The organism is Chitinophaga solisilvae (assembly GCF_009928525.1).
Classification (GTDB): Bacteria; Bacteroidota; Bacteroidia; order Chitinophagales; family Chitinophagaceae; genus Chitinophaga; species Chitinophaga solisilvae.
The window spans coordinates 190,795-205,372 of record NZ_JAABOK010000014.1; the positions used below are offsets into that span (position 1 = coordinate 190,795).

Genomic DNA, 14,578 nt, shown 5'->3' on the forward strand with positions numbered 1-14,578 from the left:
TAATCGTTTTTAATAGTGATTGAATCGTTTATGGGGAATCTGTTGTTTTACTTTCCATCCTGTAAGAAATATGGATGCAGACAGGCGGCAAGCGGCGCTGCATTTTCGCCACGGATCATATTATCGTGGCTGCCTGGTGTGGTGAACGCATGGATGGTGCGGATAAACGGTTTCCATCCCAGGGTGTCATCAATGCCGTGTGCTGCCCAGTCCTGCGCCGCTGCTCTGACAACGGCCACGGGCGCCTGGATGCTGCTGCCTGCAATTTCATAGGGCATGTTGGTATTGACCGCCAGTAAGCGGAACAGCTGCAGGTCTTCCGTATTACAGGCAGACAGGCACTTTTCCGTGATGACGTTTATCATGCGCGCACGCATATCTGCTGCAGGCAATGCCTCCATGTCTGTCTGCAGCGTTTGCAACCAGGCAGGGAACGGCATTGACAACCATCCGCCGCCTTCCAGGTATGCAGTCATATCTTCCAGCATCACTGCGGCGCTGACCGGTGTGTTGGCGGCATCTATGGCGGTATCCAGTATAGCGGCGATATGCACCTGTTCTCCTGCAGCCTCCAGCTGACGGATCATTTCGTATACGATCTTTCCGCCGAGCGAGTGACCTACCAGCTGATAAGGGCCCTGCGGCTGCACTTCCTTCATCCACCGGATATTCTGTGCGGCGATGGCAGTAATGGTATCCAGCGGCTGCTCGCCGGCAAGCGCGCCCATCATATTCAGGCCGTATACTTTGCCGGCAGTCTTCAATGCATCAGCCAGCGTTTCATAGCCATCCGTAACACCGGCGCCACCGGGGATAATAAAGACAGGATAGTTACCGGGAGCATCTTTGAGTATAACAATATGCGGATGCTGCCAGGATGGCTTGTCCACCTGCTGCCCGCTGAACAGGGCAGCCTGCTCGGCCACGGTTTTATGATGCATGAGGTCACTCAGCTTCGCGGTATATCCCATCCTTCGGATACGCGCCAGCAAACGTACTGCTGCCAGCGAGTGCCCGCCCAGTTCAAAGAAATTATCGTATATGCCTACCCGTTCTATATCAAGTAATTCTTTCCATGCAGCGGCGAGTTGCATTTCCACCGGTGTCTGCGGTGCGGTATACGCTGTATGCAGTAATTCATCTGCCTGCACGGCGGCGGGTAGTCGCTTCCGGTTAATCTTCCCGTTGGCTGTCAGCGGCATTTCCGGTAATTCCATCCATACTGCGGGTATCATATATTCCGGCAAACGGCTCCGCAGATATGCCTGCAGCTGTTCTTTATCAAAACCGCCGGAGGTTACCACATAGGCCACGAGACGCCTGCTGCCGGTGCGTTCTGTCTGTGCCAGTACTACCCCCTGACTTACCAGTCCGCTCTGTTGCAGCACTCTTTCTATTTCTCCCAGTTCCACGCGGTATCCGCGGATTTTCACCTGATCGTCGATGCGGCCCATATATACAATGTTGCCATCGGGCAGCCACCGCGCGAGGTCACCGGTTCTGTAGAGGCGTGCTCCAGGAATGGCGCTGAAAGGATTCGGAATGAACTTCTCTGCTGTCAGTTCCGGCTGATTCAGATAGCCTCTTGCCACACCGTTACCACCGATGCACAGTTCCCCGCTAACGCCCACCGGCACCATTTCTCCGTCTGTATCCAGTATATAGGCGGTAGTCGCGGAGAAGGGTTGTCCTACCGGCACAGCGTTATATATTCTTTCCGGGTCCACCGTATGCATGCACTTACCGATCGTAGTTTCTGTAGGTCCGTAGTGGTTAATAATTTCGCAGGAGGTACCGGCAGCTTTCACCGTATCAATCACATCCTGCTGCAGGGCTTCTCCGCCGAAGATGAGCAGGCGTTGCGGCAGCAGCGGTGTTGTATCAGCGCTCAGTGCCTTCCAGTGCGAAGGCACAATCTTCAGGCAGTCTATCTGATGTGTTTTAAAATATTCCTGTAACAGTACGGCATCATTTATCCGTTCTTCTGAAATGATATGCAACGCGCCGCCGGTGGCGAGCGCACCAAACAATACCGTATTGCCCAGGTCTGTGGCTACGGTAGGAACCAGTGCGAAGGTGCTGCATTCCGCTATGCTGATGCGGCTGCATAATCCCGTTACATAATCCACGAGGCTGTGATGTTCAATCATCACCCCTTTCGGCTGACCGGTGGAACCGGAAGTATAGATGACATATACCAGGTCCTGGCTGTTACTGAGATTTATTTTTGCCGGCTTCGCAAATGCCTTGCTGACGATAGACCAGTCCTTGCGGATATCCAGGCATGTGAGCGGTCTGGCTGGCAGTGTTATCTTCTCTCTGATGCTGCTGTCTGCCAGGAAAATCTGGCAGGCAGTATCTTCCAGGATGAAGGCAATACGGTCTGCCGGGAACGCCGGATCTATGGGCACGTAAGCACCGCCGGCTTTCAGGATACCCAGTATGCCGATCATCAGCTCCGGGCTTCTTTCCATACATACCGGCACCAGCGCGCCCTGCTTCAGTCCCTGTTGCAGCAGGTAGTGTGCCAGCTGATCAGATTTTTTGTCCAGTTCCCTGTAGGTCAGCTCAGCGCCTTCATAGACCACTGCGGTCATATTCGCCTGTACGGATGCCTGTATGACAAACAGGTCTACAATGGTTTTAGTAATGGGTGGCTGCTGATGAACAGACACGGTATTAAATTCATGCAGCAGTTCATATCCTTCTGCTGCGGTGAGCATCTGCAGTGCGCCTATCTTCTGAGAAGGCAGTACTACTGCTGACCATAACAGCTGTTCGTAGTGGGCAGCCATTCTTTCTATGGTAGCAGCTGCAAATAAATCCGTCCGGTATTCTATGCTCAGTTCAAGGCCATCGGCAGATTCCGTGATGCTGTAATTGAGTTCGAACTTGGCGCTGGTATGTGCGGGCGCTTCCGGCAGCAGTGTTACCTTGCCCATTACCGGCGCTGTTGCTTCCGGCATGTTCTGCATGGAGAACATTACCTGGAACAGGGGTGTGCGGCTCATGTCCCTGTCTTTCACCACTGCTTCCACTATCTTTTCAAAAGGCATATCCTGGTTGGCATAGCCATCGAGCATGGTATCTTTCACCTGTTTCAGCAGGGCGGTAAACGGCTGGCTGCCATCTATACGGCTGCGTACGGCCAGTGTGTTGATGAAGTATCCTACCAGGAGCTCTGCTTCCTGCTGTGTTCTGCCGGCAAGCGGCGTACCCACGCAGATGTCTTCCTGACGGCTGTAACGATGCAGCAATACCTTGAAAGCTGCCAGCATCGTCATAAACAAGGTAGCTCCCTGTTGTCTGCTCAGCTGTTTCAGTTTTTCTACCAGCAGGGTATCGAGGCTGAAATGTTTTACATCTCCTGTTGTGCGCTGAACAGCAGGCCGTGGAAAATCGAGGGGCAGGTCCAGCGGTTCCAGGTCTGACAACTGATGTGACCAGTAACGTTGCTGCGAATGCAGCACTTCGCCGGTAATGTAGGTACGCTGCCAGATGGCATAATCAGCATATTGCAGCGGCAACGGCTGTAAGCCGGATTCCTGCTGTTTTTCATATGCCTGGTAGAGCGCCGCCAGCTCTTCCATGATGATGGATATGGACCATCCGTCGGATGCAATGTGGTGCATCACGATGACCAGCATATGTTCCATCATGTCCAGCGGAAAAATTCCTGCCCGCAGCATATAATCGGTATCGAGCTGAAACGGCTGCTGTGCGAAATCGCTGATAGCGGCGGTAACATCTCCGCCGGATTCCAGTACATCCAGTTCCCAGTTGCCGGCGGGCATTACTTCCTGATAACCCTGTCCGTCTTCTTCACGGATCACGGTGCGCAGCACTTCATGCCGGCTGATGATGCCCTGTAATGCATACTGCAGGGCCATTCTGTTCAGGATACCCTGCAGCCGCAGCACTACCGGAATATGATAATGCACGCTGCCTTCCAGCTGATCGATGAACCAAAGACGCTCCTGGCTGAAGGACAACGGAATCCGTACGGGCTTCTCCGTTACCTCCGCGATGGCAGGTAACAGGCTGCGGTTGCCATGTTCCTGTATATGTGTTGCCAGTGCGGCAACAGTAGGGTGAACAAAAACATCTTTCACAGCGAGTTCTACTGACAATGTCCGGCGCACTGCTGCTATCAGGCGGATAGCCAGCAGGGAATGCCCTCCCAGCTCAAAGAAGCTGTCGTTGGCCCCCACCTGTTTTATATCCAGCAGTTGTTCCCAGATGCCGGCCAACGCCTGTTCCGTACTGTTGCGCGGCGCAACATAGGCGGCAGCGGAAACAGCGGCTGCTTCCGGTTCCGGCAGCGCCTTGCGGTTGGCCTTACCATTGGATGTCAGCGGCATTACTTCCAGTTCCACCCAGGCGGCAGGCACCATATATTCCGGCAGCCGTTCTTTCAGCCATGATATTGCAGCCGCTTTTGTGAATGAGGACGCAGGTACCACATAACCTACCAGCCGTTTATTGCCGGCGTTATCCGGTTTCGCCATCACTACGCATTGCTGTACCAGTCCGCTCTGCTCCAGCACATTTTCAATTTCGCCCAGCTCAATGCGGAACCCGCGGATCTTCACCTGGTCATCGATTCGGCCGAGATATTCGATGTTACCATCGGGCAGCCAGCGGCAGATGTCGCCCGTTTTATACAGGCGGGCATTACTATCTTCCGCGAAAATATCGCGGATGAATTTTTCCCGGTGCAGCTCCGGACGGTTCCGGTATCCGCGAGCTACCTGGACACCGCCGATATGCAGTTCTCCGGGTACGCCCGCAGGCACGAGATTGTTGTATCTGTCCAGTATATACAGCGGCGTGTTGGCTACCGGTTTCCCTATCGGCACCAGGGTTACCGGCGCCGTGGCGCGTACTGCATCCCAGCAGGTAACGTCGATGGCTGCCTCCGTAGGTCCGTAAAGGTTATACAATCCTGCGGCGGTAAATTTCCGGTGGAAGTTGTCTACCTGCTGCGGTTTCAGGGCTTCACCACTGCACAGCACCCTGCGTAGGGAATGACAGGTACCGGCAGGCATGTCTTCCAGAAAAACATCCATCATAGACGGCACAAAGTGCATGGTCGTCACCTGTTCTGCTGCTATCAGCTTCCGGAGATAACCTGCATCCTTCTGGCCTCCCGGTGCGGCAAATACCAGCTTAGCACCGGCAATCAGCGGCCATAGCAGTTCCCACACAGATACGTCAAAACAGAAGGTTGTTTTCTGCAGTACTGCATCTGAAGCATTCAGTTTAAAATAATCCTGCGTCCACAGCAAACGGTTAACTACGCCTGCATGTTCATTCATCACCCCTTTAGGCATACCGGTAGATCCGGAGGTATAGATCATATAGGCCAGGTGATGGGATTGCAGGGCTGTTGCCGGTGGTGTTACCGGTTCCTCCGAAATCTGATTCCACTGCGTATCCAGTGCTATCACGCTGACGCCTGCTGCTACTGCAGATAACATCGCAGCCTGCGCAGCATTCGTGAGCACCAGCGTGGCGGCAGTATCCTGTAACATGAAAGCGATACGGTCCTGCGGATACTCCGGATCTACAGGCACATATGCAGCTCCTGCCTTCAGGATACCAGTAATACCGACGATCATTTCCAGGCTTCGCTCCAGGCAGAGCGGCACCAGCGTATCTTCTGCAATGCCTTGTTTTCTTAAATAATGCGCCAGCTGATTCGCACGTTCATCCAGCGCTTTAAAGGTGAGCGACTGCCCCTCAAATACTGCGGCGGTAGCATCCGGTGTGGCTGCAGCCTGTTCTTCTATCAGGTCTTTCAGCGTTTTGCCGGCAGGATATGGCTGCTGTTCTCCTGCAAAAGTATCCAGCAGCTGTACTTTATCTGCAGCGCGTAACATCTGCAACGAACCAATCTCCTGCTCAGGATCAGCAGCAACGGCCAGCAGCAGTTGTTCAAAATGCGCTACCATGCTGCCTACTGTCGATTCGCGGAAAAGGTCCGTGCAATATTCCACGTTAACGGATAAACCATCTGCATCTTCTTCCAGCACAAAACTCAGATCAAACTTTGCGGTATGATGTGCGGTATCATACTCAGAGAGCTGCAGTTCCGGCAAAGGCGTTTCTGCAACGCTGTCCGGTGTATTCTGCAAGACGAATAATACCTGGAATACCGGTGTCCTGCTGAGGTCGCGGGATTTCACCACCATGTCCGCTATCTTTTCGAAAGGTGTTTCCTGATGCTGGTAAGCAGCCAGCAGCGTATCTTTTACCTGTTGCAATAATTTTCCGAAAGAAGGATTTCCGCTGAGATCAGTGCGTACGGCCAGGGTATTGACAAAGAAGCCGATCATATCTTCTGTTTCCTGCTGACTCCTTCCCGCTACGGGTGTACCGATGCAGATGTCATCCTGACCACTGTAACGGTGCAGCAATACCTTGAATACCGCCAGCAGCGTCATGTACAGCGTAGCGCCCCGCTGCCGGCTCAGTTTATTCAATGCATCCACTACCGGTCCGTTGATCCGGAAACCGGCAATAGCGCCCTGAATACTTTGTGTGGCCGGCCTGGTGAAATCAGCCGGCAGGTTCAGCGTTTCCACGCCGGATAATTGTGCGGACCAGTAGGCCAGCTGCTGCTGCAACGCCTCCCCTGACAGGTAGCTGCGCTGCCAGATGGCATAGTCTGCATACTGTACCGGCAGGGCGGGCAACGGCGCTTCCACTCCTGCCAGCGCTGCGCTGTAACCTATACTCAGTTCGTTGATGATAATGGAAGATGACCAGCCATCGGATGCGATGTGATGTAACGTTATCACCAGCAAATGTTCTGATGCGGTGAGCCTGATTAATCCCGCCCGCAGCATGTAATCCCGCGAGAGATCAAATGGCGCATCCGTCAGTTCTGCTATCTGCTGCGCGGTATCACTACCGGCTACGGTTATACGTAATTCCCAGTTATCTGCCGGTATTACCTGCTGATAGCCGGTACCCTCTTCTTCCAGGATCACCGTGCGCAGCACTTCATGGCGTTCTACGATGCGGCGCAGCGCCAGCGACAACGCAGCGGTATCTACCGCGCCGGTGAGCTTCAGCACCGCCGGGATGTGGTAATGCGTGCTGCCTTCCAAACGATCGATGAACCACAAACGTTCCTGGCTATACGATAACGGGATGCGCGCAGGACGCTCCTGTACACTTAAGGCAGGCAGCTGCACGCCGGTATCATGGCCGGCCACCTGCAACGCCAGCGTGGCAATGGTGGGCGACAGGAATACGTCTTTTACGGTCAGCTCCACCGACAGCACCCGGCGCAGCTGTGACAGCAGGCGGATAGCCAGCAGCGAGTGGCCGCCCAGCTCAAAGAAATTATCGTGCACGCCTATACGCGCTACCCCTAACAGCTGTTCCCAGATGGTGGCCAGCTGCGTTTCCACGGTATTGCGCGGCGCTACGTATATGCGTTGTGGTGAATGTTCGTCGGAGGGGTCCGGAAGCGCTTTCTTATCTACTTTGCCGTTGGCCGTCAGCGGGAAAGCATCCAGTTCCATCAGCACCGGTATCATATACTCCGGCAGCTGCTCCTGCAGCCATAACTGCAGTGCTTCCCGGCTGTAGTCAGCGGTTGTCAGCAGATAGCCCACCAGGCGCTTGATGCCGCCGGCCCCGGCTTTCGCCACTACTACGGCATTGCTCACTGTGGCATGCTGATGCAGGATATTTTCTATCTCGCCCAGCTCAATGCGGTAGCCACGGACTTTCACCTGATCGTCTGCACGGCCCAGGTATTCGATGTTGCCGTCAGGCAGCCACCGCCCTACATCGCCTGTCTTATACAGGCGGCCATGATGATAGGAATTGGCAATGAATTTCTCCGCAGTCAGTGTATCGCGGTTCAGATAACCACGCGCCACACCGATACCGCCTACACAGATTTCTCCCGGCACGCCATACGGACACAGTTCTCCGTTGGCGTCCAGCACGTATAAGTGCAGGTTCTGTACCGGCTTGCCCACCGGCACGTTGGCAGACAGCGGTGTTTCCCGCATGAAGTGGAAACTCACGTCGTCAGACGCTTCCGTCGGACCGTAGGCATTCACTACCGGTATGCGGCCGAACACCGGATGACTGAACCACTGTTCCAGCAGCTGCCGTGATACCGCCTCACCGGTCACCAGCAGGTAGTCTAACGCTGACAGCCCTACGCCGCCGTCGTCCTGCAGCACTGCCGTCAGGTACGAAGGTACCAGCTGCAGCAGTGTTACCCCGCGCCGGTCCACATCGCGGATCAAGGCATCCGGGCGCAGGATCAGCGATTCGGTATAGATCACCGTGCGGCCGCCGCAGATCATCGTGTTGATCATCTGCCAGACAGAAATATCGAACGTATACGGTGCCGTGAAAGCCAGCACCGTAGCGGTACTCATGTTGAACTCCGTAATCATGGCCAGCAGGTGATTCAGCAGGCCGGCATGTTCTACCAGCACGCCTTTGGGCTTGCCGGTGGAACCGGAGGTATAGATCACATAGGCCACGTCCTGCGGCGAAGTTACCACTGCAGGCGCTGTAGCCGGGTATTGCGCCAGCAGCTCCCTGTCCCCGTCCATAGAGATCACCTGCATATCTGCCGGTAATACCCCGCGGCTGGCTTCACTGCTGACGATGATTTTTGCGGAGCTGTCTTCCAGAATATAGCTCACCCGATCCGCAGGGAACCTGGGATCTACCGGCACATAAGCGCCGCCAGCCTTCATAATGCCTACCACGCCCACGATCATTTCCAGGGAACGTTCTATACAAATAGGCACCAGCGTATCCGTAGTAACGCCGGACTGCACCAGGTGATGCGCCAGCTGGTTGGCGCGCGCATGCAGGGCTGCATAGGTGAGTTCCTGTTCTTCAAACACCAGCGCCACCGCATCCGGCGTACGCTGTGCCTGTTCTTCGAACAGGTGCACGAAAGTTTTGTTTTCAGGATATGCCGTTACCGGTCCGCTGAATAAATCCAGCAGCTCCGCGCTTTCCGCTGTGGTCAGCATCGGCAGCGCATTGATTTTTTTAACCGGGTTGGCTACAACTGCCTGCAGCAACTGTTCATAGTGACCAGCCATACGGCTGATGGTGTCCGGTGCAAACAGGTCTGTGCAATATTCAATGCTGAGTGTTAATCCATCAGCATTTTCTGATAATGTAAAAGTAAGGTCGAACAAGGCGGCCGTTCTTTCCACCTCTTCCATACGGAAGTCAGCCTCACCCAATGGTGTGCGTGTCACTTCCGGCATCTGCTGTAATTCAAACATCACCTGGAATACAGGGCTGCGACTGAGGTCACGGGTTTTCACCACAGTTTCCACCACTTTCTCAAATGGCATTTCCTGGTGTTCATACGCCTCCAGCAAGGTGGCTTTCACCTGTTGCAGCAACTGATGGAAAGACGGTTCCCCGCTGAGATCACTACGGAGCGCCACGGTATTAATAAAGAATCCGATCAGTCCTTCCAGTTCCTGTTGCTTCCTGCCAGCTACCGGCGTCCCTACGCAGATATCATCCTGTGCGCTGTAACGCGATAACAGCACTTTAAATACAGAGAGCAGGGTCATGAACAGCGTAGCGCCGGACTGCTGGCTCAGCTGATGCAATGCCTGCGTCAGAGATGCCGGCAAAGTAAAATTCAGCACGGCGCCGTTGCGGCTTTCCTGCAATGGCCGTACAAAGTCGGTGGGCAGGTTTAGCGGAGCCGCGCCGGATAATTTTTCCCGCCAGTAGGCTTCCTGGTTCTTCAGTACATCCCCCTGCAGGTAAGATCTTTCCCATACAGCGTAGTCGGCATACTGGAAAGGCAGCGGTTCCAGCTCCGGTGCGGTACCGGACAGGAAGGCCGTGTAAAAGGCGGTCATCTCCTTCACGACTACAGACATGGACCATCCGTCAGCCGCGATGTGGTGCATCGCGATAACCAACGTATATTCATCGGCGTTATTAATAAACAAAGCTGCTCTCAGCATGTAATCGGCAGACAGATCAAACGGCTGATCTACAAATGCTGCGATCTCTTCCTGCTGCTGAGCGCCGCCGTGGCGGATCTGCAGCTGCCATCCGGCGGCCGGCATGATCTCCTGGTAAGCAGTATCCGCATCGTCTGCCTGACGGATCACTGTTCTCAGCACTTCATGGCGGTCCACGATATGCTGCAGCGCATATGCCAGCGCGTCATGGTCTACGCTGTGATCCAGCGTCAGCACAACGGGGATATGGTAATGCGTGGTTCCTTCCATCTGGTCGATGAACCACAACCTTTCCTGACCGAAGGAAAGCGGAATTCTTTCCGGCCGGCGCTGCGTGCCGATGGCCGGTATCTCCACAGCCTTACCCTGCTGCTGCAACACATGTGCCGCCAGCGATGCAATATTGCTGTGTATAAACAGGTCCCGCACAATGAGGTCGGCCGACAGTTCCTTACGCACCGCTCCCATCAGGCGGATAGCCAGCAAGGAGTGGCCTCCTGTTTCAAAGAAATTATCGTATATGCCTACCCGTTGCAGTCCCAGTATTTCCTGCCATATTTCAGCCAGTTTATTTTCGATGGCATTACGCGGTGCTACGTAGGCAGCGCCGGACAATGCGGACATATCCGGATCGGGTAATGCCTTCCTGTTCACCTTACCGCTGTAACTCAGTGGCAATGCATCCATCATCACCCATTGCGCAGGTATCATATATTCCGGCAACCGTTCCTTCAGCCACTGGCGCACCATTGGTTTGTCAAATGTAGCTTCCGGCACCACATATGCCACCAGGAACCTGCCGCCTCCCTGGCTTTGCTTTGCCAGTACCACGCAGGCTTTTATGTGTTCAGACTGTTCCAGTACATTTTCGATTTCTGCCAGTTCTATACGGAATCCACGGATCTTCACCTGGTCATCAGCACGGCCCAGGAATTCTATGTTTCCATCCGGAAGCCAGCGGCCAAGATCTCCGGTACGGTAAGCGCTGGCGCCTGGTTCAAAAGGATGGCTGACAAACTTCTCTGCTGTCATCTCCGGGAGGTTCAGGTAACCGGTTGCCAGTCCGGCGCCGCTTACCAGTATTTCTCCCGGTACGCCTGCAGGCACAGGCTGCAGGTATTTATCCACGATGTACACATTCCGGTTGTTCAGCGGCCGGCCGATAGGAATAGAACTTTCGTAGGCCGTCTCCGTTACTACGTAACTGCTGGCAGCTACCGTATTCTCCGTAGGTCCGTATGCGTTAATAATTTCCAGTTCGGGGTAGGCTTGCTTCAGTTTCAGCACATGCTCTACCGATAGCTTATCACCGCCGCTGGATACGGTTTTCAGGCCGGCAAACACGCTGATGTCTGTATTCACCAGCTGGTTAAACCAGCCGGTAGTGATGAAGAAGCCGTTCACCTGCCGGTCGGTCAGTAACTGTTTCAGCTGGTTGCTGTCGAGCAGGGTTCGTTCAGCGCCGAGTATCAGCTGCCCGCCATGGAGCAGCGTGCCCCAGTAGTCGCCGGTGACAGAATCGAACGCGGTAGATCCGGTGGAAAGCAGGATGCCGTCTGCATCATACGGGAAATAGGTACCGGCTATAACCAGGCTGACAACATTGCGATGAGATACAATTACCCCTTTGGGCTTTCCGGTAGATCCTGATGTATACATCACGTAGGCAGCATCTTCCGGCGCTGTCTGCGGAGCTGTCCAGCGTGTCTGCTCCCAGGAGGAATCTGCTGTCATTGCATCTGCACAGATAACGTTAACGGCTGTATCAAATGTATCAAACAGCTGTTGCCGGTAATGTCCATCGGTAATAACGGTGCCACTGCCTATATCTTCGAGGATAAAGCGGATGCGTTCTGCAGGATAGGACATATCAACAGGCACATATGCTGCTCCTGCCTTCAGGATGGCCAGGATAGCCACCATCATTTCAATACTTCTGTCCAGGCCTACCAGTACATTCATACCCGCAGTAACGCCTTGCGTCTGCAGGTAATGCGCCAGCCGGTCCGTTGCCTGTTGCAGGCTGCGATAAGTGATAACGGTATCTTCATACACGAGCGCCGTATGCTCCGGCACGGCCTGTGCCTGTTCATCAAACAGGGCATGCAGTGTTTTATCCTGCGGATAGTCGGTGACGTTACCTGCTGCCAGTACCGACAATTGTGACATTTCGGTTGCAGGCAGCAGCGAGCTGCTATTCATAAGGGTTTCCGGCTGATCCAGGTAAGCTGCCAGTACAGTGTTCATATACCGGAGCAGATCTTCCGGCCGTTTGCCGGAGCGGAGTTCCTTACGGATGGAATATTCGACCTGCAGATCGCCACCGGTGAGGCTCACCGTGCAATCCAGGAAGGTATTGGTTTGTTCGTGATCACTGATTCTTTCCTGTGTATCTTCCTGCCGGGCGGTTGTTTCTACATCACCACCCAGATTTTCATACACATGGAAGTTCACGAAATTGAACAATGCATCGAAGTAAGGGTTTTCATCAGTGGTTTGTTCACCGGTGATTTTGGTAATTTCAAAGAGGCTGGTACGATCTCTTTCCTTTAACTGTAACAGCTTCTCTTCTATCCTGCTGAAATAGTTCTTCCAGTTCATCGTGTTTCTTTCCATTTCAAAACGGAAAGGCACAGTATTCAGGAAGCAGCCGAGCAAACGATCTCCGTCTTCCAATACAGGCCGGTTGTTGGTCACAAGCCCGATGGTTACTTCTTCTTCATATGTCAGCAGATTGAGGGCCGCGAGGTAAGCGCCCAGGAAAATACCTTTGACAGATAACCTGTCCTGCTGCGTCCTTTCTGTCAGCCGCTGCTGGAAGTCTTTATCATAGCGATGTGTAAGGGATTGCCGTACTGATTTATCCCTGGAGAAAATATCCAGGCGTTTATAATCAGCCAGTTCTTCCTGCCAGAAGTGCAGGTTGGCATCATTTCTTTTAGCCACCAGACTTTCGATGATATAATCTTTATAACTGCAGCGGAGCGGTTCGGGAATAACCGTTTTATTTGCCAGCAGGTCAGCGCAGATCTCATACAGTTCCGTATTCAGCGAGGCAACACTCCATCCGTCCAGGATAGCATGATGGAACTGGAATACGAGCAGGTTATGTTCCTTCAGGCGGAATACACTGCTTCTCCATAAAGGCGCCTGATCCACGGCAAAAGGTCGTTTTCTTTCTTCCTGCAGCCAGGTTTCTACTTTATCCCTGACAGCGTTATCCGGCAGTTCTGAAATATCAGACCAGTCTATCTGTACGGGCACTGATGAATAGACAATCTGCACATCCTGTTCTTCCTTGCCTATTCTGAATGCAGTTCTGAGAATGCTGTGCTTCGCCGCGAGCAGGCTGTAAGCCTGTTCCAGGATTTCCCTGGTAAACGCAGGGGTGATCTTATACACGAATTGGTCGTGATACAATGCGTCTTCAGGATTTACCAGCGATACATAGATCATTCCCTTCTCGATATCGCTCATGGGGTAAACATCTTCTATCAGTGCGGCATCAGGTAATTGCGGCAGTATTGTCTGACGCAATGTATCCAGTTCGGTTTTCACGGCAGCATATACCTGCGCCGTATCATCCTCAGTTGTTTTTTCTTCCAGCAGGGCAGCCAGTTGCGCAATCGTGGCTGACTGATATACATCAAACACTTTTACCTGTTTGCCCATCACGGAAGATATTCTGCTGACTACTTTTATTACCCGGATAGAATCTCCGCCCAGTGCGAAGAAATTATCGTGTATGCCTGGCCGTTGTATGCCCAGCAGTTCCTGCCAGATATCCGCCAGCTGCGCTTCTGTTTCATTGCGCGGCGCTTCATATATACTGTCTGTCAGCAGTGCTGCTACCGGGTCCGGCAATGCCTTACGGTTTACCTTTCCGTTGGAGGTCAGTGGTATTTCATCCAGCAGTACCCACAGCGCCGGCACCATGTATTCCGGCAAATGCATTTTCAGGAATGCCTGAACAGCTTCACGCGTAAATGCTTCACGGGGCACAACATAACCTACCAGTTGCTTATTGCCGGTAGTATCTGTTTTAGCCAGTACGATACCGTTATTCACCAGGCCGCTCTGTTGCAGCGTATGTTCTATTTCACCCAGCTCTATACGGAAGCCGCGGATCTTCACCTGGTCATCTATACGGCCCAGGTATTCCAGGTTGCCATCAGGGTACCAGCGTGCCAGATCGCCGGTGCGGTACAGCCGTTCGCCTGCCGCAAACGGACTGCTGATAAATCTTGCTGCCGTCAGTTCATCCCGGTTCAGGTAACCACGCGCCACACCAGCGCCACCGATGTACAATTCACCGGCTACACCTACCGGCACCAGCGACTGGTGCTGATCCAGTATGTAGGCGCTCAGCGTCGGGATAGGCTTACCGATCACGCTCGCACTGCTGTTCAGATGAGCGGCGGACAATTCCTGGTAAGTGACATGCACCGTTGTTTCCGTGATACCGTACATGTTAATCAGACGGCTTGCCGGATACAGCTGCTGCCAGGGCTGCAGCTTGCCGGGGTTCAAGGCTTCACCACCGAAGATCACATAACGGATGGTGGTAGAAGTAATGCGGTTGGTCAGAT

The 14,578-nt window shown here is 53.6% G+C and carries 1 protein-coding gene; it reads right to left on the reverse strand.

Going from position 1 to position 14,578, the window contains the following annotated elements; translation table 11 throughout:
• Window positions 1-47: 47 nt before the first annotated feature.
• Complete coding sequence (locus GWG06_RS25040; protein WP_338076707.1) at window positions 48-14,576, reverse strand: non-ribosomal peptide synthetase; 14,529 nt, start codon at window positions 14,574-14,576, stop codon at window positions 48-50.
• Between the last annotated feature and the right edge of the window lie 2 nt (window positions 14,577-14,578).